This window comes from Rhizobium sp. CFBP 8762, assembly GCF_014841565.1.
Lineage (GTDB): Bacteria > Pseudomonadota > Alphaproteobacteria > Rhizobiales > Rhizobiaceae > CFBP-8762.
This window is the reverse complement of the sequence record NZ_JACYUD010000003.1, coordinates 158896-185307: the sequence shown is the minus strand read 5'-3', so window position 1 is coordinate 185307 and position 26412 is coordinate 158896. Positions and strand designations below refer to the sequence as shown.

At 57.8% G+C, this 26412-nt stretch carries 25 protein-coding genes, 1 pseudogene and 1 riboswitch; of the genes and pseudogenes, 20 read left to right on the top strand and 6 right to left on the bottom strand.

Annotated features, from left to right (window positions below; genetic code table 11):
* Positions 1–77: 77 nt before the first annotated feature.
* Positions 78–239 (top strand): entericidin domain-containing protein, encoded by a 162-nt coding sequence (locus IFT84_RS09445; RefSeq protein WP_192118680.1) that lies wholly within the window; start codon positions 78–80, stop codon positions 237–239.
* Between the two features lie 45 nt (positions 240–284).
* Here the strand turns inward: IFT84_RS09445 and IFT84_RS09440 are convergent, their stop codons facing one another.
* The 3 genes from IFT84_RS09440 to IFT84_RS09430 all read right to left on the bottom strand — a co-directional run bounded on the left by IFT84_RS09440 (position 285) and on the right by IFT84_RS09430 (position 3832).
* The gene (locus IFT84_RS09440) at positions 285–1610 is read right to left on the bottom strand and encodes an O-antigen ligase family protein (protein ID WP_192118678.1); all 1326 of its coding nucleotides are present in this window, start codon (positions 1608–1610) and stop codon (positions 285–287) included.
* Between the two features lie 64 nt (positions 1611–1674).
* Positions 1675–2721 (bottom strand): quaternary amine ABC transporter ATP-binding protein, encoded by a 1047-nt coding sequence (locus IFT84_RS09435; protein ID WP_192118676.1) that lies wholly within the window; start codon positions 2719–2721, stop codon positions 1675–1677.
* A 115-nt stretch (positions 2722–2836) separates the two neighbouring features.
* Positions 2837–3832, bottom strand: coding sequence for a glycine betaine ABC transporter substrate-binding protein (locus IFT84_RS09430; RefSeq protein ID WP_192118675.1), 996 nt, complete (start codon positions 3830–3832; stop codon positions 2837–2839).
* A 303-nt stretch (positions 3833–4135) separates the two neighbouring features.
* Between IFT84_RS09430 and IFT84_RS09425 the strand changes: the two genes are divergently transcribed.
* The 8 genes and pseudogenes from IFT84_RS09425 (at position 4136) to IFT84_RS09390 (ending at position 13616) form a co-directional block, all read left to right on the top strand.
* Entirely contained in the window at positions 4136–5587 is a 1452-nt protein-coding gene (locus tag IFT84_RS09425; protein ID WP_192118673.1) for a cobyric acid synthase, read from the top strand.
* 88 nt (positions 5588–5675) lie between these two features.
* Positions 5676–6042: riboswitch (cobalamin riboswitch) on the top strand.
* Between the two features lie 64 nt (positions 6043–6106).
* Positions 6107–6283 (top strand): CbtB domain-containing protein, encoded by a 177-nt coding sequence (locus IFT84_RS09420; RefSeq protein ID WP_192118670.1) that lies wholly within the window; start codon positions 6107–6109, stop codon positions 6281–6283.
* A 183-nt stretch (positions 6284–6466) separates the two neighbouring features.
* Positions 6467–7138: pseudogene (locus IFT84_RS09415) on the top strand (CbtA family protein); the annotation flags it as partial.
* A 33-nt stretch (positions 7139–7171) separates the two neighbouring features.
* Positions 7172–7684, top strand: a complete 513-nt coding sequence (gene cobU / locus IFT84_RS09410) for a bifunctional adenosylcobinamide kinase/adenosylcobinamide-phosphate guanylyltransferase (protein ID WP_192119135.1) — start codon at positions 7172–7174, stop codon at positions 7682–7684.
* Positions 7685–7690: 6 nt separating this feature from the next.
* Positions 7691–8740 carry a cobalamin biosynthesis protein CobW gene (gene cobW, locus IFT84_RS09405; RefSeq protein ID WP_192118668.1) on the top strand — a complete coding sequence of 350 codons (1050 nt, stop codon included), beginning with the start codon at positions 7691–7693 and terminating at the stop codon, positions 8738–8740.
* Complete coding sequence (gene cobN / locus IFT84_RS09400; RefSeq protein ID WP_192118666.1) at positions 8740–12501, top strand: cobaltochelatase subunit CobN; 3762 nt, start codon at positions 8740–8742, stop codon at positions 12499–12501. Before cobW ends, cobN begins: the two co-directional genes overlap by 1 nt.
* 54 nt (positions 12502–12555) lie before the next feature.
* Entirely contained in the window at positions 12556–13194 is a 639-nt protein-coding gene (cobO, locus tag IFT84_RS09395; RefSeq protein ID WP_192118664.1) for a cob(I)yrinic acid a,c-diamide adenosyltransferase, read from the top strand.
* Positions 13191–13616 (top strand): EamA family transporter, encoded by a 426-nt coding sequence (locus IFT84_RS09390; RefSeq protein WP_192118662.1) that lies wholly within the window; start codon positions 13191–13193, stop codon positions 13614–13616. The genes cobO and IFT84_RS09390 overlap by 4 nt, the downstream gene beginning before the upstream one ends.
* A gap of 96 nt (positions 13617–13712) precedes the next feature.
* Here the strand turns inward: IFT84_RS09390 and IFT84_RS09385 are convergent, their stop codons facing one another.
* Positions 13713–14462 (bottom strand): TSUP family transporter, encoded by a 750-nt coding sequence (locus IFT84_RS09385; RefSeq protein WP_192119134.1) that lies wholly within the window; start codon positions 14460–14462, stop codon positions 13713–13715.
* A 229-nt stretch (positions 14463–14691) separates the two neighbouring features.
* Here IFT84_RS09385 and IFT84_RS09380 point away from each other — a divergent pair, with 229 nt between their 5' ends.
* From IFT84_RS09380 to cbiB, 5 genes are all read left to right on the top strand, one after another.
* The gene (locus IFT84_RS09380; RefSeq protein WP_192118660.1) at positions 14692–15096 is read left to right on the top strand and encodes a cobalamin biosynthesis protein; all 405 of its coding nucleotides are present in this window, start codon (positions 14692–14694) and stop codon (positions 15094–15096) included.
* Positions 15097–15178: 82 nt separating this feature from the next.
* Positions 15179–15958: a uroporphyrinogen-III C-methyltransferase gene (cobA, locus tag IFT84_RS09375; RefSeq protein WP_192118658.1), complete on the top strand. Its 780-nt coding sequence runs from the start codon at positions 15179–15181 to the stop codon at positions 15956–15958.
* A gap of 9 nt (positions 15959–15967) precedes the next feature.
* Positions 15968–17272, top strand: a complete 1305-nt coding sequence (locus IFT84_RS09370; RefSeq protein ID WP_192118656.1) for a cobyrinate a,c-diamide synthase — start codon at positions 15968–15970, stop codon at positions 17270–17272.
* Positions 17269–18258, top strand: coding sequence for a threonine-phosphate decarboxylase CobD (gene cobD, locus IFT84_RS09365; RefSeq protein WP_192118654.1), 990 nt, complete (start codon positions 17269–17271; stop codon positions 18256–18258). Before IFT84_RS09370 ends, cobD begins: the two co-directional genes overlap by 4 nt.
* A complete protein-coding gene (gene cbiB, locus IFT84_RS09360; protein WP_192118652.1) occupies positions 18255–19208 on the top strand; it encodes an adenosylcobinamide-phosphate synthase CbiB in 954 nt (317 codons plus the stop codon). Before cobD ends, cbiB begins: the two co-directional genes overlap by 4 nt.
* A gap of 58 nt (positions 19209–19266) precedes the next feature.
* Here cbiB and IFT84_RS09355 read toward each other — a convergent pair whose 3' ends face one another.
* Positions 19267–19992, bottom strand: a complete 726-nt coding sequence (locus IFT84_RS09355; protein WP_192118650.1) for a Crp/Fnr family transcriptional regulator — start codon at positions 19990–19992, stop codon at positions 19267–19269.
* Positions 19993–20326: 334 nt separating this feature from the next.
* Here IFT84_RS09355 and IFT84_RS09350 point away from each other — a divergent pair, with 334 nt between their 5' ends.
* The 6 genes from IFT84_RS09350 (at position 20327) to IFT84_RS09325 (ending at position 25747) form a co-directional block, all read left to right on the top strand.
* Positions 20327–20608, top strand: a complete 282-nt coding sequence (locus IFT84_RS09350) for an acyl carrier protein (protein ID WP_192118648.1) — start codon at positions 20327–20329, stop codon at positions 20606–20608.
* Between the two features lie 157 nt (positions 20609–20765).
* A complete protein-coding gene (locus IFT84_RS09345; protein ID WP_192118646.1) occupies positions 20766–21245 on the top strand; it encodes a 3-hydroxyacyl-ACP dehydratase FabZ family protein in 480 nt (159 codons plus the stop codon).
* Entirely contained in the window at positions 21245–22450 is a 1206-nt protein-coding gene (locus IFT84_RS09340) for a beta-ketoacyl-ACP synthase (RefSeq protein WP_192118644.1), read from the top strand. The genes IFT84_RS09345 and IFT84_RS09340 overlap by 1 nt, the downstream gene beginning before the upstream one ends.
* 10 nt (positions 22451–22460) lie before the next feature.
* Positions 22461–23747: a beta-ketoacyl-ACP synthase gene (locus tag IFT84_RS09335; protein WP_192118642.1), complete on the top strand. Its 1287-nt coding sequence runs from the start codon at positions 22461–22463 to the stop codon at positions 23745–23747.
* 36 nt (positions 23748–23783) lie between these two features.
* Complete coding sequence (locus IFT84_RS09330; protein ID WP_192118640.1) at positions 23784–24812, top strand: zinc-binding dehydrogenase; 1029 nt, start codon at positions 23784–23786, stop codon at positions 24810–24812.
* Between the two features lie 11 nt (positions 24813–24823).
* The gene (locus IFT84_RS09325) at positions 24824–25747 is read left to right on the top strand and encodes a lipid A biosynthesis lauroyl acyltransferase (protein ID WP_192119133.1); all 924 of its coding nucleotides are present in this window, start codon (positions 24824–24826) and stop codon (positions 25745–25747) included.
* 15 nt (positions 25748–25762) lie between these two features.
* On the opposite strand, the gene IFT84_RS09320 is transcribed toward IFT84_RS09325, so the two are convergent.
* The gene (locus tag IFT84_RS09320) at positions 25763–26260 is read right to left on the bottom strand and encodes a hemerythrin domain-containing protein (protein ID WP_192118637.1); all 498 of its coding nucleotides are present in this window, start codon (positions 26258–26260) and stop codon (positions 25763–25765) included.
* Positions 26261–26412: the final 152 nt, after the last annotated feature.

The window sequence follows — 26412 nt, the reverse complement described above, 5'->3', positions numbered from 1 at the left end:
TTGTGAAGTGATGCGTTATATGAGCGGAAAAGCTTCCAGTATTCTTTCACCGTGAGCCATAACGAAGGACTCGATATATGAACCCGTCTCTCATTGCTAAAATCAGCGCTACTGTTTTCGCTCTCGTGGCGCTTAGTGCATGCGGTAACACCGTTCGTGGCGTAGGCAAGGATGTTGCCGGCACGGTGAACGGCGTACAGGATGCAGGCCGCAGCGTCGATGGTGCAGCCAAGTACTAATTCGTTTATTAAGACCTTAGACCGGCTGTTTCGACAGCCGGTTTTTTATTGTCTGCTTGCAGCTCGCAGCGGCAGCGAAGCCAGCAACCCGAGGCCTAGTATGGCCATCGCCAGAAGCAGCCACAGAGGATCGGCGCGGTTGAGAAACAGGCTTTCCAACAGGCCGATATAGGTCAAGAATATGACTATCATGACGAACAGATCAGCCAAGCGCCGGTTCTGATGGTGCCGAAAGGCCTTGGCGTAGTCAAACAGCGGTTTGATCATCAGCAGATAGATGATCGTGAGCCCGCCCGGCAATCCGTATAGCAGGACGGCGTCGAGATAGGCGTTGTGCGCGGTGACAATGCCCCGCACATCCCAAACGGCTTCAAAATCCGGTTCCAGCCTGGAGATGACGGGACTTTGCCAGAACCCGGCCTGTCCATAGCCCAGCCACAGACGATCACCAAGATGATTGAGAGCGAAGCGCCAGATATCATCGCGACCGGTAAAGGTGGGATCACTCACAAGCGCAGTGGTGATTGATAGAAGCTGATGCGACCAGATGGTTCCGAGCGTCAGCGCCAGCAGCAAGCCTGTTGCGAACAGATGCAGGGTGATCATCAGATAGGGCCGACCGAACGTGCGACCGAGCGCAACCAGCCCGATGGCAATGGGCAGGAAACCGATGGTGGTTTTGGATGCCGTATGCAGAACGAAGTTGGCACAAAGCAGTGTGATGATCAGGCCTCGAAAACGCAGACCCGACCGCCAGCAGTAGATGCCGAACATGCACAGCACCGAGAAAATGGGGGCTGCGACATTCTTATGTGTGAGATGCCCGCGCCACGACCCTGCATGCCAGGGTTCACCTTCGGCAGCGGTATGAATGGCAAGGTTTGGAGCCACAAGCAGAGCTGCATAATTAATCAGTAACAGCATCAGAATGGCGTTTGCGGCGGCTTGCGCAAAATCGTGCTCCGAGCGCGGCAGAACCAGCACGGACGCCACGATCACGAGCGCGACCAGACCGAGAAGCAGCCCCCGAGCCGAGCCGACAGGGTCCCAGGATTGCAAACACGAGACGAAGGCTATGGCAAACACCAGTATCCACGTCGGGGATGCCATCCTGACCAGAACCCGTTTATCCACAATGGCAAACAGGGCCGCACCAAAGATCACGGCGAGGCCGAGATAGCCGATCTGGTTGACAACATTGCCGGTATTGGTTTCCACCACGCCGGTATCGGCCATGCGGTAAAAGGGCGTGAGCGTAAAGACGATCAGAAACAGGCCAGCCCCCGACAGGAATGCCGCAAGCATGCGCACGAAGCGCTGCTTTAAAATTGCCGGTACGGCTGCGTTGTGGGACAAGAGGTGAGAACGCATCAAAAAAGCCGCCGGGTTGCAAAACGCATATATGGGCTTTGGAACTTAAACCGCCGTAAATTTATCAGGCGGCTCGAGCGGTTTTATGATCCGCTGGCGTGACCATGGCAGCAATGATGGCAGACAGCGTAACCTTGCCAATGGGTTTGCCGGAACTATCGACCACGAGGGACTCACTGGCCTGCGCTGCGGTCATGATCCGGGCTGCCATTTCCAGCACCATAGAGCTTTCCACGCGTAGCCCGTTTGGTTCGCCGCTGATCGGCTCCATGATCGTACTGACATTGATGACCCGACCGCGATTGACCTCCCGCACGAAGGCGGAAATATAGTCGTCGGCCGGGTTCAACACGATATCCTGCCCGTCGCCCTGTTGAATGACCTTGCCGTCTCGCAGGATGGCGATCTTGTCGCCGAGGCGCAGCGCCTCGTCCAGATCGTGCGTGATGAAGACGACTGTCTTCTTCAGTTCCTTCTGCAAATCCAGCAGCACGGTCTGCATATCCACGCGGATCAACGGATCCAGCGCGGAATAGGCTTCGTCCATCAGGAGTATATCGGCGTCGTTGGTCAGTGCGCGTGCCAGCCCTACGCGCTGCTGCATGCCGCCTGACAATTGATTGGGATAGTGGTTCTGGAAACCTTCAAGTCCAACGCGCTCAATCCACGTCAACGCTGTCTTGCGGCTGGCATCGGCGGGAATACCCTGTATCTCTAAACCATAGATGGTGTTTTCCAGCACGGTGCGGTGCGGCAGCAGCGCGAATTTCTGAAAAACCATGGCGGTCTTGTGACGCCGGAACTCGCGCAAGGCGCTTTCGTTCATTTGACAGACATCGACACCATCATACAGCACCTCGCCGGCGGTCGGGTCGATCAGACGATTGATGTGGCGGATCAGCGTGGATTTGCCGGAACCGGAGAGACCCATGACCACCATGATTCCGCCTGCTGGCATGGAAATATTGATGTCTTGCAAACCCAGCACATGGCCGTGCTCCGCGTTCAGTTCTGTCTTGCCCATGCCATCGCGAACGGCAGATACGAAATTGCGACCATTTGGCCCGAATATTTTATAGAGATGTTTGATCTCGATTGCATGGCTAGCCATTCAAGCCTCCAGTCATCTTGTGTTGACGCATTGTCCAGACTAAAAGCGACCCGCCTTTACTGGAAATGCTTCTGTTCCCCAACCAGTACGCCTCTGCGGGCGTATCCGGCTTATTTTACAGCGCTGCCTTGATGGCGGCTGCGACATCGCCTGGGACCCATTTGGCCCAGAGGTCCGGATAGGTTTGCAGAAAATGCCGGGCCGCATCTGCCTCTGTGCGACGATTTTCTTCCATCCACGCCATTACCTGATTGAGCGTTGCATTATCCCATGTGCGGGCGCTGAGATAATCGCGGAGTTCCGGCTCCCGCTCCGCCAGTTGACGGGTCACGACAGTATAGACCTCCGTTACCGGATAGGAACTGACCTGAGGATTAGGGCAACCGGCTACGCTGATGCAACTGTTCCACGCGTCTTCATCCACGTCTGCACCGAAACTTAAGCGCACCATCTGGTGGCGGCCCAGCAGGGAGTTGGGTGCCCAATAATAGCCGAGCCAGCCTATCTTCTTGTCCGTTGCATTGTTGATCGAGGCCTCCAGCCCGGCAACGGACAAGGTTTCGATCAGTTGAAATCCCGCTTCCTCGGCCTTGAAAGCACGAAAAAGGTTGGCTGTGGTAACACTGCAACCCCACTGCGGAGGACAGTTGTAAATGGCGCCTTTCTCCGGCGCCAGGGGTGCGGGAAACAGGTCCGGATGCTTCAGTGCATCCTGTACGGTGCGAATGTCGCGGTGCTCATCCGCCATGTATTTTGGTATCCACCACCCCTCGACACCACCCTCGCTCAAAATCTGTGTGGTTTGTATCAATGCGCCGCTGGTCAGTGCGGCGGCCAATGGGGTGCGGATTGTGTTGTTCCACATTTCCGGCGCGATATCCGGCTCGGCCTTGTCGCGCATGGTGGCCAGCGTCGGCACCGTATCGCCCGGCACCAGCGTCACCGTACAGCCATAGCCTTTTTCCAGAATGAACTTGTCGAGTTGCGCTGCTATGCCCGCCGACGCCCAGTTCATATCGGCAATGGTTACCGGGCCGCAGGTTGCGCTGGCGGCTCCCGCACCGGCACAAAGACCACCCAGAACGGTCATCGCGGCCAGAAGTGATTTCATCACGTTCCCTTTCTTTTTGGTCAGACTAGGCCATCGGCGGAGGAATGCAACCACAGACACGGTCGGCCAATATTCCAAAAAAAGCCAAAATTCATACTTGCTTAAGGTCCTGCTAACCATCCGGTAAGAAAGTCCGGTTACATGTGGTTGCGCGGCGGGGGACACTGTCGCAGCGGTTTCGGAAAAGGTAGTGCGTCCCGAAACCTGTCATTGGTAATGCGTCAGCGTGTCATGCGTAACAGAGAGCGCGGATTCGACAGGATCGGATTTGCGCTCTCATCGTGCCGTGGTATCAGCCAAGCCATGACCAGATCTATCATGCTTCAGGGAACCGGCTCCGATGTCGGCAAGACCGTACTGGTGGCGGGCCTTTGCCGCCTGGCCGCCAATCGTGGGCTGACAGTGCGCCCGTTCAAGCCGCAGAACATGTCGAACAATGCCGCTGTTGCCGATGATGGCGGTGAAATTGGCCGCGCACAGTGGCTGCAAGCGCTGGCCGCCCGGGTTCCCACCAGTGTGCATATGAACCCGGTTCTCCTAAAACCGCAGTCAGAGGTCGGAAGCCAGATCATCGTGCAGGGCCGTGTGTTTGGTGAGGCAAAGGGCCGGGACTATCAGCGCTTGAAACCACAGTTGATGGGCGCGGTGATGGACAGCTTCGAAACCATCAGCGCCGGTGCGGATCTCGTGATCGTCGAGGGGGCAGGCTCTGCCGCAGAAACCAATCTGCGTGCGGGCGACATTGCCAATATGGGCTTTGCCACACGGGCCGGGGTGCCGGTGGTGCTGGTGGGGGATATTGACCGCGGCGGCGTTATCGCTTCGCTCGTGGGTACGCATACAATTCTGCCCGACGAAGACAGACGCATGATTTCCGGCTACCTCATCAACAAGTTTCGTGGCGACGTTACACTGTTTGATGACGGGATTGCGGAGATTGAGCGCTTTACAGGCTGGCCATGTTTCGGGGTGGTTCCATGGCTCAAAAGTGCCGGTCGTTTGCCGCCCGAGGATTCCGTTGTGCTGGAAAAGCTGGTTCGCGGCGTGGGAAAGGCCGTCAAGATCGCCGTGCCGGTTCTGCCGCGCATTGCCAATTTCGACGATCTTGATCCGCTGCGTGGTGAGCCGGATGTCGATCTTCACTTCGTGCGTCCCGGCGAGGTGTTTCCGCAGGATGCGGCACTTGTTGTTCTTGCGGGGTCGAAGGCCACGATAGCCGATATGGCGTCGTTGAGAGAACAGGGCTGGGACAGGGCAATTCAACGCCATGTCAAGCGCGGCGGTCATGTCATCGGCATCTGCGGCGGCTATCAGATGCTGGGGCGTCGCATTCGTGACCCCCTTGGAATTGAAGGCAGCGTTACCGAAACAGAAGGACTTGGCCTTCTCGATATCGAGACCGAGATGGCGCCTGAAAAAACGGTACGCAACAGCGTGGCCCATAGCCTGCAATATGATGTGCCACTGTCGGGATACGAAATCCATCTTGGCAAAACTGTCGGGCCGGATTGTGCAAGGCCCGCTCTGCAGTTGAACGGCCATGCTGATGGCGCGCAATCGCAAGATGGCCGTGTGATGGGCACGTATTTGCACGGCCTGTTTTCATCCGACTCGTATCGTCAGCATCTGCTGGAAACCTTTGGCATTATCGGTGGGCGGGAAAACTATGCAGACAGCGTCGATAAGGCGCTCGATGACGTGGCGGGAGAGCTGGAAACCGTGCTGGATAAACGCTGGCTGGAGCGTTTTCAGTAAAAACGCTTGCGTTTTTACGGTTGGGAAATGCGACCAAACAAAGAGCCTAATACACGTTGCTTTCGTTGACTTGATATGCGTGTTCGCGCTATGATCGGCGATGGATGGTTCCCGCTCTGTGTTATGTGGAGTGGGAGTAAATGGGAATGTGAAGGAATGGACCCAGTTAGGGCATTCTGATCACAGCCGACCCCGCGACTGTAGAGCAGTTAGGGATTTCCATTTGCTGACCACGATGGCCCAATGGTGGGCGATCATGGTCAGTAAAGAAGCCACTGAGGTGGCAGCATGATAAGCCGGGGTTGGACGCCTCCTTACCTACGAATCGTCCGCCTTTTCATTGCTGCCAGTTGACCTCGGGAAGGTGAGGAAATTCGTGGACACCCGGGCCTTATACAAAGGCTCGGGTTTCTGTCACTGCGAGCCAGGAAACCTGCCATCCGGCATCACGGGCATGTCGCCCGTACTTTGGGGCCCTTATTGTAGGGGCTGTCCCCGCAGGCCAGCACGGAGGTTGTTATGGCTCACTCGAAATCTGTTTCTTTACCGCTATCCCTTAGCGATCGTTTTGTGGCGGGCATTCTGGCCCTCATGCTTGGAAGTTTTCTGGTCTATGGCGCGGGCTTTGCCAGTGCCGATGTGCTGCATGATACAGCACACGATACCCGGCACGCCAACGTGTTTCCTTGCCACTAAGAAGACCAAGCATCTTGCGCTCTTCTCCCTCATTCCTGTGCTTGTCACAGGGATCCATCCGCACGCTCCGAGTTTGCCCCTAGTCTGTGTTCCTGTGGACCAAGCATACGAGTAAAGGCGGCAAGGGTTGCGGGTAAGTTGAGCTGAACGGTCTCCCAACGATATTACGCTGAGGTAAAAACCATGATTGTCAAACTCTTGCTGGCCGCAATTCTGGCCGGACTCATTGCCGGTGTGCTGGTGACCGGCGCACAAGAGGCACGTGTTGTGCCGCTTATCCTTCACGCCGAAGAATTTGAGAAACCGGCAGCGGAAACCACCACCACCGATGCTGACCATGCCCACGCCCATGATGAGGGCTCAATCCATGATGAAGGTTCTGGCCTGCTGTTCGGGCTCAGCCGCTTCTCCGGTACCTTGATTGCCAACCTTGTAACCGGCGCAGGTTTTGCACTGGTTCTTGGTGGCATCAGCCTTGTGATCAGGGCTCCGATCACTGTCAAAAACGGTGTTATGTGGGGCGCGGCCGCCTGGCTGGCGGTGCATTTGCTGCCATCGCTGGGCTTGCCGCCCGAGCTTCCGGGATTCCCGGCCGCAAGGCTTGAAGACCGGCAGATCTGGTGGCTGGTTGCCGTTATATTCTCTGCTGTAGCGCTGTATCTTCTGATTTTGCGCAGTGAAGTCTGGGCGAAGCTTGTCGGGCTTGTGCTGATCGCCGCGCCGCATATCTACGGTGCGCCCCAGCCAGCTGATCTGACAAGCCCGGTTCCGGCCGTTCTGGGGGCGGAGTTCGCGGTTGCGGCACTAGCCACCACGCTGTTCTTCTGGGTGGTGCTGGGTCTGGCACTCGGGTTTGCACTGGGTATAACCGGCGATCGTCTTGCGAAAATGCGCATGACGACGCTTGTTCTGGGCGGTGCGCGATCCGGTAAATCCGCGTTCTCGGAAAATCTCGTCGAGACCAGCGGGCTGAAACCGCATTACCTTGCCACGGGTCGCGCATGGGATGGTGAGATGCAGGACCGCATTGCCGAGCATCGCACCCGCCGCGGCCCTCAGTGGACGACGCACGAGGAACCGCTGGATCTTGCGGGTGCATTGTCCCGGCTGGACGGCCCCGGCAATATCATACTCGTGGATTGCCTGACCCTTTGGGTTACCAATCTCATGATGGAGGATCGTCCCATGCTGGCGGAGTTTGATCGTCTGGTGAATGCCATCGGGGCGACCAGCGCGCGCCTGATTTTCGTGTCCAACGAGGTTGGGCTTGGCATCGTGCCGGATAACGCGATGGCGCGGGCATTTCGTGACCATGCCGGCACGTTGCATCAACGGGTGGCGCAGGTCGCCACACAGGTTTATTTTATTGCGGCGGGACTGCCGCTGACTTTGAAGGGTTGATCCCATATGCAAACCATAAAAATTCCCGCAACCGTCATCACCGGATTTCTGGGCGCGGGCAAAACCACCATCATTCGCAACATTCTCGCAAATGCCGGGGGCAAGCGGATCGCGCTTATTATCAATGAATTCGGTGATCTGGGTGTCGATGGCGACGTGCTGAAAGGTTGTGGCGCGGAAACCTGCACCGAAGACGATATTATCGAACTGACCAATGGCTGCATCTGCTGCACGGTGGCCGACGATTTCATTCCCACAATGACGAAGCTTCTGGAGCGTGAAAACCGTCCCGATCACATCGTCATCGAAACCTCCGGCCTTGCGCTTCCCCAGCCATTGATTGCTGCTTTCAACTGGCCCGATATCCGCACACAAGTCACCGTCGATGGTGTCGTTACCGTGGTGGACAGCGCTGCCGTGGCAGCAGGCCGCTTTGCCGACGATCACGACCGCATTGACGCGCAGCGTGTGGCGGATGAAGGGCTGGACCATGAAAGCCCGCTGGAAGAACTGTTTGAAGACCAGCTGACAGCCGCCGACCTGATCGTGCTGAACAAGACCGATCTGGTGAGCGCCGAAAAACTGGCTGCCGTGCGCGCCGACATCGCCACCCGCACAACACGCAAGCCTATGATGATCGACGCCAAAAATGGCGAAATCCCCCCATCGGTTCTGCTCGGCCTTGGCGTTGGCACTGAGGATGATATTGAAAATCGAAAATCGCACCATGAACTGGAGCATGAAGCGGGCGAAGAGCATGATCACGATGAATTCGATAGTTTTGTCGTGGAGTTGGGTCCAGTTGCCGACGCGGCCCGCTTCACGGCTGCGCTGAGCGACATTATCAGCGCACACGACATTCTGCGTCTCAAGGGTTTTGCGGCGGTGAAAGGTAAACCCATGCGCCTGCTGGTGCAGGCGGTCGGCAGCCGTATCGATCAGTACTTTGACCGATCTTGGGCACCCGAAGACGTGCGCGCAACGCGCCTCGTCGTCATCGGTCTTCATGATATGGATGAAGCTTCTATTCGTGCGCAAATTGAGGCGCTGATCTGATGCATCTTCTTCTGGCGCAAAAAGGCACGATTGCCGATGGTTCGGAGGCCATCGATCTCGGCCAGTCGCCGGGGGATATCCTGTTTTTGTCCGCTGCTGATACCGAACTGTCATCGATTGCTGCTGCCCAGCATGGTCGCTTTGGCAGTCGGTTGCGGGTGGCAAGCCTTATGACGCTCAGTCATCCGCTGTCGGTGGATACCTATGTGGAACGCACCGTGCGCCATGCGAAACTCGTTGTGGTGCGACCGCTGGGGGGAACCAGCTACTTTCAGTATCTGCTGGAAGCGTTTTATGCCGCCGCTATAACCCACGGATTTCAGATTGCCATTCTGCCCGGTTGCGACAAGCCGGACCCGGGGCTGGATGATTACTCGACCGTAGACGCGCGGGCGCGGGCTGATCTGTGGGCCTATTTTACCGAAGGCGGCAGTGACAATGCCGTGCGCTTTCTTGACTATTGCGATGCGCTGATTTCCGGCGCGGAGAAGCCGGAACCGGCACGACCTCTTATGAAGGGGGGGATCTGGTGGCCGGGTGTCGGCACCATTGGCACGGATGCGTGGCTGTCTCGTAAGCAGCCAGGCAAGCCCGTGGCGGCCCTGTGCTTTTACCGTGCGCTGGTGCAGAGTGGCGAAACCAAACCGGTCGAAGCGCTCATTGCTGCCTTGGAAGCGGAAGGTTTGAACGTCCTGCCGGTGTTTGTGGCCAGTCTGAAAGATACCGTTTCGGTTGCCATTCTGCAGTCGGTCTTCGACCAGATACCGCCAACCGTCGTTCTCAACGCCACAGGCTTCGCCGTATCCGCGCCGGGAGCAGATCGCAAACCTACGGTGCTGGAACAATCCGATGCGACCGTCTTGCAGGTCATCTTTTCCGGCTCTACGCGGCCCGTCTGGGAAGCATCGCCACAAGGGCTGATGGCGCGCGACCTCGCTATGAATGTCGCACTACCGGAAGTCGATGGACGCGTGTTGACGCGCGCCGTGTCCTTCAAGGCAGCTGCGCGGTTCGATCCTGTGGTGGAAGCTAATATTATCAGCCACGAGCCAGTGGCCGACCGCGTTGCGTTTACCGCGAAGCTGGCTGCCAATTGGGCAAAGCTGCGCGTGACCCCACCGCAGGGCCGCCGCATCGCCATCATCATGGCAAACTATCCCAACCGGGATGGCCGCCTTGGCAATGGTGTGGGTCTTGATACGCCCGCCGGCACGGTGGAAGTGCTGAAAGCTATGGCTGAAGTGGGATATGATGTCACAGACATTCCCTTGAATGGCGATGCACTCATGGCTCATCTGATGGCGGGCCCAACAAACGCCGCCGACGATGCACGCGTGATGCGTGAAACGATTTCATGCCAAGATTACAAGCGCTTCTTCGCGGCACTTCCGAAACAGATTCAATCAGCAGTAACGGAGCGCTGGGGCGAGCCGGAGACCGATCCCTATGTGCAGGGCGACGTGTTTGCGCTGCCGCTGGCGCGTTTCGGCGGGGTGATGCTCGGTATTCAACCGGCACGCGGCTACCAGATTGACGCGAAGGAGAGCTACCACTCGCCGGACCTCGTGCCGCCGCACGGCTATTTTGCGTTCTACGCATTTCTGCGCCAGCACTTCTGTGCACATGCTATCGTCCATATGGGCAAACATGGAAATCTGGAGTGGTTGCCCGGCAAGGCTCTCGCTTTGTCTGAAAACTGCTACCCGGAAGCCATCTTTGGCCCCATGCCGCATCTTTACCCGTTTATTGTCAACGATCCGGGTGAGGGTACGCAGGCCAAGCGCCGCACGAGTGCGGTTATCATTGATCACCTGACACCACCGCTCACCCGCGCAGAAACCTACGGTCCGCTGAAGGACTTGGAAGCGCTGGTGGACGAGTATTACGATGCCAGCGGCGGTGACCCGCGCCGCCTGCGCCTGCTGCAAAAGCAAATCCTCGATCTGGTCCGCGATATCGGCCTCGATCAGGACGCCGGGATCACTCCGACAGATGCCGAAGATACGGCCCTGCAAAAGCTGGATGCCTATCTCTGTGACCTCAAGGAAATGCAGATACGCGATGGTCTGCATATTTTCGGGCTTGCACCGGAAGGTCGCCTGCTGACGGACTTGACCGTCGCACTCGCCCGTGTGCCGCGTGGACAGGGTGAGGGCGGCGATGCCAGCCTGCATCGCGCTATCGCTGCCGATTGTAACCTTGCCTTCGATCCCCTTAATTGCGGACCCTCCGACGTGTGGGACGGGCCAAGACCTGAGATACTGGCAGCCGTCGATCCCTCCCCATGGCGCTCTCATGGCGATACGGTGGAGCGCATTGAGCTTCTGGCTGCGTCCTTCGTTTCCGGCGCGCAAGAGGTCCCCGGTGACTGGGCTGCGACCAAAGCGGTTATGGATATGGTCAACACCCATCTTCGCCCCTCAATCACGCAATCGGGCGCTGGCGAAATTGCCGGGTTGTTAGCGGGGCTGGATGGTCGTTTCGTGGCTCCTGGGCCATCGGGCGCACCCACACGCGGGCGGCCCGATGTGCTGCCGACAGGCCGCAATTTCTACTCGGTCGATAGCCGCGCGGTGCCAACACCGACAGCCTATCAAATGGGCAAAGCCTCCGCAGAGCTGATGATCCGCCGCTATGTGCAGGACAATGGTGATTGGCCCACCTCGTTTGCACTGACGGCATGGGGCACCTCAAACATGCGCACGGGTGGTGATGACATTGCACAGGCCATGGCATTGATCGGCACAAAGCCCATCTGGGATATGATGTCGCGCCGCGTCACCGGCTATGAAATTGTACCGCTCGCAATCCTTGGCCGCCCGCGTGTCGATGTGACGTTACGCATTTCTGGCTTTTTCCGGGATGCCTTTCCGGACCAGATTGCCCTGTTCGACAAGGCCATCCGCGCTGTCGGTGCGCTGGATGAGGAAGCGGGCGACAACATGATCGCAGCCCGTATGCGGGCGGAAACGGAAATTTTGGTTTCCGACGGCATGAGCCAAGCTGTAGCTGCGCGGCGCGCCTCTTGGCGCATCTTTGGCTCCAAACCCGGTGCCTATGGCGCGGGCTTGCAAGCGCTGATGGATGATGGTGGATGGCAGGACCGGGGTGATCTGGCGGAAGCGTATCTCGTCTGGGGCTCCTATGCCTATGGTGCGGGGGAGGACGGCACGGCGTCGCGCGGTGTGTTCGAGCATCGGCTCCAGAGCGTAGAAGCGGTGGTGCAAAATCAGGATAACCGGGAGCATGATCTGCTCGACAGCGACGACTATTACCAGTTTCAAGGCGGCATGAGTGCGGCGGTGGAGCGCCTGACCGGGGTGCGGCCAGTGCTCTATCACAACGACCATTCACGGCCGGAAAAACCCGTTATCCGCACGCTGGACGAGGAAATTGCCCGTGTGGTGCGTGCCCGCGTGGTCAATCCTAAATGGATCGCGGGCGTCATGCGCCACGGCTATAAGGGCGGGTTTGAGATTGCTGCTACGGTGGATTTCATGTTCGCCTTTGCGGCGACGACGGGTGCTGTGCGTAACCATCATTTCGACGCCGCCTACGAGGCTTTCATCGGCAACGCGGCGGTGCGGGCTTTTCTGGCCGACAAGAACCCGGCGGCGCTGCGCGAAATGAGCGCGAAATTTGAGGACGCGATTGCGCGCGGGCTGTGGAAGCCGCGCTCCAATTCCGCTGCGTTCGAACTGGCGTCACTAAAGCATGTCTCCCAAAAGTGGTCACCGGTTTTGGGACAAAGACATGCGTGAAAACAGAAACTTAGCGCACCACGCCGACAATTTGAAACGAGCAGGGGCCGCATGATGAGCGACGATACCATTCAACCGACCGCAACCGTCGATCTCGACGCCCGTCACGCCGATAAGATGGCGAAAAAGAAAAACGCTCGTGAGAAGATCATGGCCACCAAGGTGGGCGAGAAGGGTCTGATCATCGTCAACACCGGGAAGGGAAAGGGCAAATCCACCGCCGCCTTCGGCATGATTTTCCGCCATATTGCCTATGGCATGCCCTGTGCCGTCGTTCAGTTCATCAAAGGTGCATGGGAAACCGGCGAGCGGGATCTGATCGAAGCAAACTTCTCTCATCTCTGCCAATTCTATACGCTTGGCGAAGGATTTACGTGGGAAACGCAGGACCGCGCCCGTGATGTCGCCATGGCGCAGAAGGCTTGGGAAAAGGCCAAGGAGTTGATCCGCGACGAACGAAACTCCATGGTTCTGCTGGATGAGATCAACATCGCATTGCGCTATGATTACATCGATATTGCCGAAGTCGTTGCTTTTTTGCGGGACGAAAAGCCGTCCATGACCCATGTCGTTCTAACCGGGCGCAATGCCAAGGATGACCTGATCGAAATCGCTGATCTGGTCACGGAAATGGAGCTGATCAAGCACCCGTTCCGCTCCGGCATCAAGGCGCAACGGGGCGTGGAATTTTGACGCACAGCTGGCAGTTCTGGGCACTGATATCGGCGGTATTCGCCGCACTGACTGCTATTTTCGGCAAGCTTGGCGTCGCCAATATCAACTCGGATTTCGCAATGCTGATCCGCACAGTGGTCATTCTGTTCGTGCTGGTTGGTATTGTGACGGCCACTGGGCAGTGGCAGCGGCCGGACGAAATCTCCTTGCGAACATGGGTTTTCCTTACCTTGTCCGGCCTTGCGACCGGCGCCTCGTGGATAGCCTATTTCCGCGCCCTTAAGCTTGGGAACGCGTCTCAGGTGGCACCCATCGATAAGCTGTCCATTGTGCTCGTTGCGATTTTCGGGGTGCTGGTGCTCGGCGAAAAGCTGAGCCTCGCGCATTGGGCGGGTGTGGGCATGATTGCAGGCGGTGCGCTGGTTCTTGCGGTGTTTTAGAGCACTTCCGGTGAACACGTTCACCAGAATTGCTCTAACTCCTTGTTTCGTCGCATTGTCCGGACGGGAAACGCCTCCGTGTTCAATAGAAATGCTCTAGATGCCGACCCATAAACGCAAGGGATGGCTAGGGTCAGACAACAGCTTGATGGCCATGGCAATGCAGGTGATGATCAGCAAAGGCTTGATGATTGCCGCGCCTTTGCGCATGGCAAACCGCGACCCGACCTGTGCACCGGAAAACTGCGCCAATCCCATGAGAATGCCGATTTTCCAAAGCACCGCGCCGTAAATCCAGAACACGATGAATGCGCCGATGTTGGAGCCGAAATTCAGAAGTTTCGTGTGGGCTGTTGCTTTCAAAATACCGAAACCTGCCAGCGTCACAAAAGCCAGCATGAAGAACGAACCCGTTCCCGGCCCGAAAACCCCGTCATACAGCCCGATCAGTGGCACGATTGTTGCCCCGAAGGCGAAATGCGAAATGCGACGGGCGCGGTCGCTATCGCCGATGTTCGGCTTGACGGCAAAATAGATGGCGATAATCACCAGCAGGAACGGCATGATAATTTTCAGGACGTCGCCGGGGACGATTGTTGCAAGCAAGGCGCCGACGGCAGATCCCGCCGCCGAAATCAATGCCAGCGGCCACTGGCTTTTCAAATCCACGTGCCCCTTGCGAGCGTAGGCCAGCGTGGCGGAACCGGAGCCAAACAGCGATTGCAGCTTGTTCGTGCCAAGCGTTTCCAGTGGTGGAATACCCGCAAGCAGAGCTGCCGGAACCGTTATCAAGCCGCCGCCACCGGCAATGGAATCAATGAACCCTGCAATGAAGGCGGCGCACATCAGCAGCAAAATCGTATCGAGGGTAAATTCCACAGCGGAGACTCATGGGTAGGGTGACAATTGTGCAGCCTCTCTGCCAGTTCTTGAACGTAAGTGTAAAGCCGTTTGACGCTTGTGCCGCACTTGGCTAGTAAAGAAACACACGACAGCGCCCGATACCGGGCTGAACGGGTTTTTGCGCAGGCTGACCAAATTGCGGGGCCAGCGGAAGAAGCTGATCGGGGCAGATATGACGGATATGAAAACGGATACCGCGCGTTTTGTGCTTGGCCTTGGCGCGAACAGCCGCGCCACGCCCAATGAATTGATTGCGCTGGCGCTGGAGGCGTTGGACCGCAATGCTCTCACCCCCGGCTGTGTATCGTCAGTCGCTTCCATCAATCGCCGCGCTTATGATCCGTCCATCCATGCCGTCGCGCATCATCTTGGCGTGCCCGTGCAATTCATGGCTGCCGAGCAAGTCGAGGCACAGGCTGCAAGGGTGGGCAGCGCTTCTTCGTTTGTGTTCAAATCCTGCGGAACACACTCTGTTGCGGAGGGTGCTGCCTTGGCTGCTGCCGGCTGTGGTGCCACGCTTGTTCAACCCAAGCTCAAATCAGCGCATGGAACCGTTGCAATTGCACGTCTGATTTAGCCTATGTTTATCAACGGGTTATTCTTGAATACTGCTATTTTGAATCTGGTTCTTCACAAACCGAATCAAGTCAGGATGAATGATGGCCGTGTTGTTTGACGGCCTTCCTGTTATCCAGCCTGGCTGTGTCTGGCTGGTAGGCGCTGGCCCCGGTGATCCCGGCTTGCTCACCCTGCACGCGGCGCACGCGCTGTCGCAGGCCGATGTGATTGTTCATGATGCCCTTGTCAACGAAGCCTGCCTTACGCTTGCGAAACCCACTGCAATTTTAGAATTTGCCGGGAAACGCGGTGGCAAGCCTTCGCCCAAACAGCGTGATATCTCCCTGCGTCTGGTGGAGCTTGCGCAGCAAGGCCACCGTGTGCTGCGTTTAAAGGGCGGCGACCCCTTTGTTTTCGGCCGTGGCGGGGAAGAGGCGCTCATGCTGGTGGAGCACAATATTCCGTTTCGCATCGTACCCGGTATCACGGCGGGCATCGGTGGTCTCGCCTATGCAGGAATTCCAGTGACGCACCGCGATGTGAACCACGCCGTCACGTTTCTGACGGGCCATGATTCCTCCGGCCTCGTACCGGATCGGGTGGATTGGGCTGCAATTGCACAAGGCTCACCCGTCATCGTCATGTATATGGCCATGAAGCATATCGGCCAGATTACCCGCAGACTGATGGAAGCAGGCCGCAGCCCTGATGAGCCTTTGGCTTTTGTCTGCAATGCGACCACAAGCGATCAGCAGGTTGCGATTTCCAGCCTCGGTCAGGCTGAGGCTGATAGTGTCCGTCTGTCCCTTCAACCCCCGGCCGTTGTTGTGGTAGGGGAGGTTGTCGGGCTTCGTAAAACACTGGATTGGCTGAACAGGTAAGGGCAGGGCATGAGTGGACTTCTGATTGCGGCACCATCGTCCGGTTCCGGCAAAACCACCATTACGCTCGGGCTGCTGCGGGCGTTGAAAAAACGCGGGGCTTTGCTGGCACCCGGCAAAGCCGGTCCCGATTATATCGACCCCGCCTTCCACGCTGCCGCCAGCGGCGAACGCTGCCTGAACTACGACCCATGGGCCATGCGCACGGAACTGTTATCAGCCAATGCGGCGCTCGCCAAAACCGGTGACAAGACGCTTGTGGTGGAAGCGATGATGGGGCTTTTCGATGGAGCGGTGGACGGCGGCGGGTCCCCCGCCGATCTCGCGGCAAAGCTCGATCTGTCCGTTGTTTTCGTGGTTGATTGCGCCCGTATGGCCCAGTCGGTGGCGGCGCTGGTGCGTGGGTTTCGCGATCACCGCAACGATATTCGTATTGGCGGGGTCATCCTCAATCGTGTCGGCAGCGACCGGCACGAAGGCATGTTGCGCAGCGCGCTCGATGCGGTGCGTGTGGATGTGCTGGGGGTAATCCGGCAGAATTCTGGCCTGTCCTTGCCGGAACGGCATCTCGGTCTAGTGCAAGCGGGGGAGCATGGCGATCTGGAAGCATTCATTGAGAACGCCGCTGAGATTGTTGAGAACGGTTGCGATCTGGATCGGATTCTGCGGGAAGCCCGGTATTTTCCGCAAAAGCCCGCCGCAGCCAACATTGCCCGCTTGGCCCCTCTCGGCAGCCACATCGCGATTGCACGCGATGTGGCCTTCGCATTTGTCTATGAGCATATGCTGCTCGGCTGGCAGCGTCGCGGTGCCCGCTTTTCCTTCTTCTCTCCGCTGAATGATGAAGCGCCGGCAGCCGATGCGGACGCAATTTATCTTCCCGGGGGCTATCCCGAACTCCATGCAGGAAAGCTGAGCGGTGCTAGCCGATTTAAAGCGGGTATGCAGGATGCCAATGCCCGTGGCGTGACAATTTTTGGTGAGTGCGGGGGGTATATGACGCTGGGCGAGGGATTGATTGACGCAGACGGTAACCGACACGAAATGCTGGGCCTCTTGCCGCTGGTGACGAGTTTTGCATCGCGAAAACGTCATCTGGGGTATCGGCGTATCCGTCCCGTTGATGACACGCTTTTTACCGACCCGTTGACGGCGCATGAATATCATTACGCAACCATTGTTTCGGAAGGCGATGCCGACCGCCTGTTTCACGCCACGGATGCGCTGGGCAATGATCTTGGCGCTGTCGGACTGCGCCGGGGTCGCGTGGCCGGTTCCTTTATGCACCTCATCGATCTGGCTGGTGAGCCGTGACAGCTGCGCCGATCGTTCACGGGGGTGGGGTTGCCGCAGCCGCCGCTGTCTACGGCGGCGCGCCCGAGACATGGCTGGATCTTTCCACCGGCCTTAACCCGTGCCCCCCTTCGTTGCCGGACATTCCGCACCACGTCTGGCACCGCTTGCCGGATGCCGATCTGCTGGACCAGGCGCAAACAAGAGCGCGCGGATATTATCAAAGCCCTGTACAGCCTTTGGCCGTGCCGGGAACACAGGCGGTCATCCAGCTTTTGCCGCGCTTTGTACCCAAGGGACAACGCGTCGCGATCCTTGGTCCGACCTATGGCGAATACGAACGCAGTTTTACAGCCTATGACCTTGATGTGGATGTAATCGATACGCTGGACGGCATCCGGGCCGACCACGCTATGGTGGTTCTGGTCAATCCCAACAATCCCACAGGTAGGCTCATACCGATAGCTGACGTTGCTGCGCTTTATAAAAAGCTCAGCGGCTGGAATACGAAACTCGTCATCGATGAAGCGTTTGCCGATACCATGCCGGATGTCAGCTCTGTCCAGATTGTAACGCGGGAAAGCGGGCCGTTGATTCTGCGGTCCTTTGGTAAGTTTTTCGGTTTGGCCGGGGTGCGGTTGGGCTTTGCAATCGGTCCTGATGCGCTTTTGCACACCATAAACGACTGGCTTGGTCCTTGGGCAGTTTCCGGCCCTGCGCTCCATTGCGCAGCCGCGCTGATGTCGCAAAACGCTGCGGCGATCCGTACCGTTATTGATGAGCGAAGGGCCGCGCTCGAAAACACACTCGCACATGCAGGTCTTCACATCGCTGGCGGAACGCCGCTGTTTGCTTTGGTCGATCATTCAGACGCAAATGCGCTGCATGACCATCTGTGCCGACGTCATATCCTCGTGCGCAAATTCGACTACGCTCCCCGATGGCTCCGCTTCGGCTTGCCCCCAAATTCGCAGGCCGATCAGCGTCTTGCGGAGGCGCTTGCATGATTCTGGCGCTTGCGCTGCTGCTTGACCGTGTGGTTGGTGACCCTAACTGGATCTGGCAACGCGTTCCTCACCCCGTTGTCATCTTCGGCAAAGCCATTTCTGCTTTAGAAAAGCGCTACAATCGCTTTGAACTCTCCAATACGACGCGCCGACGCAATGGCGTAGCCGTCATCGTCGCTCTGCTGGCCGTTAGCCTCGCCTCAGGTTTCGTAACGCACAGGATAATGTCGGCTTTCGGACTGATAGGCTCGCTGGCCGAAATCATCATTCTCGCCATTCTCTTGGCACAAAAGAGCCTTGCCGATCATGTGCTGGCCGTGGCAACGGGCTTGCAGCAGGGCGGACTGTCTGGCGGTCGCCATGCCGTGTCGATGATTGTCGGCCGTGATCCGCAAACTCTGGATGAGCCTGCCGTGTGCCGCGCCGCTATCGAAAGCCTTGCGGAAAACTTTTCCGATGGCGTGGTGGCTCCCGCCTTCTGGTATGCCGTGCTGGGTCTGCCGGGCATGTTTGCCTACAAAATGCTGAACACCGCCGATTCCATGATCGGGCACAAAAACGAGCGCTATCGCGATTTCGGTTGGGCCTCGGCACGGCTCGATGATGCTGCAAACTGGTTGCCTGCCCGTCTGTCGATCCTGTTACTGGCTGCTGGTGCTTTCGTTCGCTTCGGGGTGAGTCGTGCCAGAGCATCACTCAAAATCGCGCTGCGCGATCACGGTTTCCACCGCTCTCCCAATTCCGGTTGGCCGGAAGCGGCCATGGCAGGCGCGCTTGGGCTGCAACTGGCTGGCCCACGAATCTATGAGGGAAACTTGGTGTCAGAGCCCATGTTGAACGAAGAGGGTCGCGCAACAGCCGATGCTGGTGATATTACCGCCGGTGTCGCCGTTTTCTACCATGCTTGCACAGCACTTCTTTTGTGTACGCTGACAGCGGTCTTGCTCTAACATCTTGTTTTCTCGCGTTGTCCTGGCGTGAAAGTCATTGCACTTTCACTGGAATGCTTTAGTCGCTGCCGGCAAAGTATGCCAGCCGGTCCATATCAGGCACCGTCACGTGACGATTGTTCTCGACGCGAATCACATTTTCCTTGCGCAACCGGGTGATCTGACGGCTGACCGTTTCAATGGTCAGCCCCAGGAAATCGGCGATATCGGCGCGCGACAGCGGCAGATCGAACGAACAGCTGTCCACGCTTTCCGGATCAATATGGGTTGCGATCAGGTACAGAAAGCTGGCAACCTTTTCCTGCGCACTTTTGCGTCCCAGCGTCAGCATCCAGTCGCGGGCTTCTTCCAGTTCCTTCAACGCCTGCTCGTGCAGACGGTGTTCAAGGTCCGGTGTTTCGGAGATCAGCTTGTCCATCAACGAGCGCGGAAAGGCGCAAATGTCGGTCTCGGTGGCGGCTTGCGCTGTCAGCGCGCTGTCACGGGTGAACGGGCGCCCCATAAAATCGGGCGCAAATTGCAGCCCCACAATCTGCTGGCGGCCATCAGCCATCATCTTGGACAGTTTCACCACACCGCGGATGATGTTGGAATAGGTGTTCGCACGCTCGCCCTGCGAAATGACATCCGTGCCTGCGCTAACATTCCTGCGGGTGGACTGGCGGCTCAGTTCCGTCAACTGGCGTGGCGTCAGCGTACCGCAAACGCCGCCGTGACGGGCCTCACAGGCGCGGCATACCACCGGAATCTCTGAATTGTGGATGTCTTTGCGATAGGTGTCCATGTCGGCCAACCCTCCATTCATGACGCTCCAAACATGCTTTTATGTTCGTCGCTGGACCTACTTTTGAGAAAATGGCGGGTCCTGTCCTTGATCTTTGTCAAAAATCGCACTGAAAACTGTGAGAATAATGCTGGTCATCCCACAAATTTTAAGGGTCGTCCACAAGGGCGACGCTAATCAAGTTGAGCGTTTTTGACGAACATTCGGTTGTTCAGGGCATTGTGGTTTCGCAACATGCTGCGGGAAAGTTTGCGACAGCACAAACGGGCATTGGCTTTTCTGCCACATTTGCCTATAGGATCGCCCAACTCTATCATTTACTTGAGGTAAGCGCGTGACAGCTACATTCGACAAGGTTGCCGATATCATTTCCGAAACCAGCGAAATCGACCGCGAGACGATTACGCCCGAAAGCCACACCATCGACGATCTGGGCATCGACAGCCTTGATTTCCTTGATATCGTGTTCGCAATCGACAAGGAATTTGGCATCAAGATTCCGCTGGAACAGTGGACCCAGGAAGTCAACGAAGGCAAGGTTTCCACCGAAGAATACTTCGTTCTGAAAAATCTCTGTGCCAAGATCGACGAGCTGCGCGCCGCAAAGGCTGGCTGATCGCCGTTACCGCTATGGGCTGATGGGCTGTACGACGCGCATCGCTCGACCTGTTTAAAGCCGTCTGAAGGCAAGCGCATGGTTCGTCCGCGTTTCAGGCGGCATTTGCCGTTATACCGTCGATGCTGGTGGCGCTGCCGGGAACGAGGAGAAGCCCTTGCTGCTTGAATACTTCCAGATGATTGACCGTGTCGAGAGTGTCGATCTAGGAGCAGGCGTGTTGAAGGCTCGCTCGGTGGTGCCTGCCAAAAGCCCTGTGTTCGAGGGGCATTTTCCTGGCTACCCGCTGGTGCCGGGCGTTCTCCTCATTGAAACCATGGCCCAGGCCTCCGGCTTTCTGGTGCTGGCCGCAACCAACTTTACCGCCATGCCGTTTTTGATGACGGTGGATGGGGCCAAGATGCGCAGTTTTGTCGAGCCGGAAGCCGTGCTCGATATTGAGGTGCATCTGGAGCATGACGGCTCAGGCTTTGCCGTCACCAAGGCTAAAATCACATCCGATGGCAAAAAGGTCTGCGACGCTCAATTGAAGCTGCGCACCGTGCCGTTCGATCAGGTGCCGCTGGGCGATATCGTGCGCCGACGCGCAGACGAACTGGGCCTGATGGCAGCTCTTTTAAAGACCGAGGAAGTATAATGGTCAAATCAGCAAATGATGTGGTGATTACCGGCGTTGGTATCGTCACCAGCCTCGGTGTGGGTGCAGAGCCGCATGTGGCGATGCTGACCAGCAACATGACGCCGCAACCGATTGTCGAGACCGAGCGGTTTGCGCCATATCCCATTCATCCTCTCCCGCAGATTGACTGGTCGCAGCAGATTGCCAAGCGTGGCGATCAACGCCAGATGGAAAACTGGCAGCGCCTCGGCGTGTTCAGCGCCGGTCTGGCGCTGGACGATGCGGGGCTGAAAGACAATCTGGAAGCCTGCAGCAGCATGGACATGATTGTCGCGGCTGGTGGGGGCGAGCGCGATATCAACGTCGACTCACTGATTGTCGACGAGGCCCTAAAACGCAATGACCGCGAACAGCTTCTGAATGAAAAACTGACGACGGAACTGCGTCCGACATTGTTTCTGGCGCAACTGTCCAATCTTCTGGCCGGCAATATTTCTATCGTTCACAAAGTTACGGGCTCTTCGCGCACGTTCATGGGCGAGGAGGCCGCTGGCATTTCGGCAATTGAAACCGCGTTTGCCCGCATCAAGGCGGGCCAGTCCACGCACACTCTGGTCGGCGGTGCTTTCTCGGCAGAACGACTTGATATCGTTCTGCTGATTGAGGGCATTCAGGGACACTCACGCGATAAGTGGAGCCCGATCTGGTCGCGCGATCAGGGCGAGGGCGGCGGCATGATCATGGGGTCTGTCGGTGCGTTCCTTGTGCTGGAATCACGCGAGCACGCCGAGGCGCGCGGCGCGCGCATCTACGCAACCATCGATGCTATCGGCGGCGACCGGGGCAAGCGTGACAATGGTCGGATGGAGAGCCGTCTCAGCGATCTCGCAGCAGCAGCCGAGGGGATTGACCCTGCCTCGACCGTGATCTTCTCAGGCACCAGCGGCTTCCCGGAGCTTGCGGCGCGAGAAAAGGTGTTTCTTGAAGAGCGCTTCCCTGCCGCATCCATCCGCGCCTTCGGCGGTCTGGTGGGCCATGGGCTGGAAGCGCAGTTCCCGCTAGGGCTTGCCTTTGCCGCTTTGTCCTTGGGCAGCCATGCGGTGGTGCCGGAGTTTGATCCGACTGCCGAGCATCCCATGGTATCGGGGGCACAAACCGCCATTGTCACCACCATCGGCCATTGGCGCGGTGAGGGCATCGCCGTTCTAACGGCCGAAGAATAAGGAGCGCGCCATGAGCAATCCAGCCTACAGAGACCATCTGGGCCGTCCGATCGTCGCCGTAACCGGCATGGGTGTCATCACCTCGCTCGGCCAGGGGCTTCAGGACAATTGGGCCGCGCTGACTGGCGGCGTATCCGGTATTCACAAGATTACCCGTTTTCCGACGGATGGATTGTCCACACGCATTTCAGGCACCGTGGATTTCATCGATATTCCGGTGCAGAATTCCGTCGAGCGTTCCTACGCCTTCGCGCGCGAAACAACGGCGGAAGCCTTGGCGCAGGCAGGCTTGTCGGAGGATTTCAACGGGCCGCTGTTTCTTGCCGCGCCGCCAATCGAGCCGGAGTGGAGCGCCCGTTTTGAACTGGCCGACCGTGCGCCTCCGTCGCAAAAGCCCGGCGATGCCTATGATCGCTTTCTGGCGGCCATGCGCGAAAGGGCCGATCCTGCTTTTCATGAGGCTGTGATGTTCGGGTCAATTTCCGAGCGTCTGGCGGATCGGTTCGGCACGCGCGGCCTGCCTGTTACACTATCAACGGCCTGCGCATCGGGCGCCACGGCAATCCAGCTTGGTGTCGAGGCCATTCGTCAGGGCCGGACCGACCGTGCTTTGACCGTCGCGACCGATGGTTCGGTCAGTGCGGAAGCGCTGATCCGGTTCTCGCTGCTTTCAGCCCTGTCAACGCAGAACGATCCGCCGGAAAAGGCGTCCAAGCCCTTTACCAAGGATCGGGATGGTTTTGTCATTGCCGAGGGTGCTGCAACACTCGTGTTGGAATCGCTTGAGTCCGCATTGGCGCGTGGTGCCAAGGTTCTGGGTATTCTCAAAGGCTGCGGCGAGAAAGCCGATCTGTTCCACCGCACGCGGTCCTCGCCGGATGGTGGCCCAGCCATTGCAACCATTCGCGCAGCGCTGGCCGATGCGGGTGTGAGCGAAAGCGACATCGGCTATATCAATGCCCACGGCACATCGACGCCGGAAAATGACAAGATGGAATATCATGCGATGTCCGCCGTTTTCGGTGAAACGCTGGCTCAGATTCCAGTCTCGTCCAACAAGTCGATGATTGGCCATACTCTAACGGCAGCAGGCGCAGTCGAAGCAGTGTTCTCCCTGCAAACCATGCTGACCGGCACCTTGCCGCCAACCATCAACTATCTCAACCCGGACCCGACCATCGTTCTGGATGTGGTGCCGAATGTGAAGCGTGATGCCAGCGTAGGCGCGGTTCTGTCCAATTCCTTTGGCTTTGGCGGACAGAATGCCAGCCTTGTCATGACGGCAGAAGCAGCTTAAACGCCGTCACTCTACGGACTGCAAAGGAACAGACTCATGCGCGCACTGCAATTGCTTGATGACCGCAAGCTTGAAATCACCGATCTGCCGGAACCGGAAGCACCCGGTCCGGGCGAGGTGACGCTGCGCGTCAAGGCCGTTGCATTGAACCATATCGATGTCTGGGGCTGGCGCGGCATGGCGTTTGCCAAGCGGAAAATGCCGCTGGTGATCGGCGCGGAAGCCTCCGGTGTGGTGGAGTCCATTGGTGCGGGTGTTGCCAATGTTCTGCCCGGACAACTCGTGTCGGTCTATGGTGCGCGCACCTGCGGCCTCTGCCGTCCTTGCCGCGAGGGTCGTGATAATCTCTGTGAGCATGTCGGCGGCGTTCATGGATTTCATCTCGATGGTTTTGCGCAGGAGAAGATCAATCTGCCCGCTCGCCTGCTGGTGCCGGCACCGCCCGGTGTCGACGAAGTTGGTGCGGCACTGGCGCCCGTGACCTTCGGCACCGTGGAACATATGCTGTTTGACAATGCTAAGCTTGAACCCGGCGAAACCATCCTGATCCATGCCGGCGGCTCCGGCATTGGCACTGCGGCAATTCAGTTGGCGAAGAAAACCGGCTGCACCGTGATCACCACCGTTGGGTCTGATGACAAGATCGAAGGTGCGAAGGCGCTGGGTGCCGACCACGTGATCAACTACCGCACGGACCGGTTCGAGGGAGTGGTGCGCAAGCTCACCAAGAAAAAGGGCGTGGATGTTGTGTTCGAGCATGTCGGCGCGGACACCTGGGCTGGCTCCATGCTGTGCATGAAGCGCGGTGGTCGTCTTGTCACATGTGGATCCACCTCCGGCGTATCGACATCCATGAACCTGATGATGCTGTTTCAGCAGCAGTTGCGTTTGATCGGCTCCTTTGGCTGCCGCATGGAAAACATGGCCGATGCCATGCAGAAAATGGCCCGCGGGATTGTCAAGCCGGTCATTGATACGGAAGTCGGCTTTGCCGATATCGACCGGGCGCTGGAACGCATGGAATCGCGTCAGGTCTTCGGCAAAATCATTCTGCGGGTGGAGTAACCGCATTGCGGATGCTCATGACGCGTCTTGTTCTGGCTGCGCGCAAAGCCCAGCACTGGACAATTGCGCAAGGGGCGTTCGCGCTGTTGAACGCGCTGAAGGTGTTTCCGGCTGATCGTGCAATTTCGGTGGCTGACAGGCTTGCGCGCTTTGTCGGCCCCAAAACCGGACGACACAAACTCACGCTGACCAATCTGCGCAACGCCTATCCGGATAAAGCAGAAGCTGAACTGCAAGAGATCGCGCTTGAAAGCTGGGGCAGCATCGGCCGTCTTGCTGCCGAATACGTTTTTTTGGATGAGTTGTTCGATTTCGATCCCGCCAACCCGAAGCCGGGCCGGGTCGAAGTCGTAGGCTCTCCACTGTTTCTGGAACTGCGTGACAATCCGCGCCCCTTTATTGTGTTTACCGCCCATACCGGTAATTTTGAACTGCTGCCGGTTGCCGCAGCGGCCTTCGGGCTGAACGTGACAGTGCTGTTTCGTCCACCCAACAATCCCTATATCGCCCAGAAGGTTTTTGATTTCCGAAAGAAGCGCATGGGCGGCCTGGTACCATCCCACGCCGGGTCATCCTTTACGCTGGCGCGCCAGTTGGAAAACGGAAACCCGGTCGGCATTCTCGTGGACCAGAAGTTCAAAAAAGGCATCAAGACGCAGTTTTTCGGGCGGGATGTGCAGACCAATCCGCTGCTGGCGAAGCTCGTGCGTCAGTTCGGATGCGAGGTATACCCGGCACGCTCGGTCCGTTTGCCCGGCAATCGTTTTCTGTTGGAGCTTGAACCTGCCATCACCATTCCCCGCCGTACCGATGGCAGCGTGGACGTAACCGCAACCGCACAGGTGCTGAACGACAAGGTGGAAAGCTGGGTGCGGGAAAATCCCGGCCAATGGCTGTGGTACCACGACCGGTGGAACATCAAGCACGATATCTGATCGTCGGTCCGTGATTTAAACGGAAGCACTGGTAAGACGCGGGAGCAGGTGCTCGCGCTCAAACGCGATATGGCGTCGCATAGCCTCAAAGAACCCCCGCAGCATATAGCCGGTCGCTTCCACATTGATGGTTTTGTCGCCAGCGGCCAGACGCACCAGCGTATCGGTCACTTCTTCTGCAAAGCATTCATCTTCGCAGTGTTCGAATTTGAGCCGGGTGAGGGTCTCCATCAGCCCCGGCGTGGTATCGGCATCCCGCTCAAGGCAGGGAAACAGAATTTCCTCCTCATAGCGGTGCACATCGCGCGTCAGCGGTCCCAGTGCCTTGGCAGCGGCCATGCATTTCAGCGTATCGACATTGGCCGGAAGGCTGTCGGCGATCGCTTCGAGCGTATCACACAATCGTAATTGCTGTTGCTGCGCAGTTGCCACCCAGCTTTGTGACACGTGGTTTCGGGGGGCGGTCGCCAGAAAGAGCGGCGTCGCCAGAAGGTGTACACGTTCCGTCTGCATTGGCAGGCTCCTTTTGATCTTAACCGTCAAACTGTCCCTCCTTGTGACAAGACATGCGGTTCACTGCCTTGATTTGAATCAAGGAGGATTTGCGCAATTCCTGTCATCCCTCTGCCAATCGCAAGAGAAGCGTCTCTTTTCGCGAGTCTGCA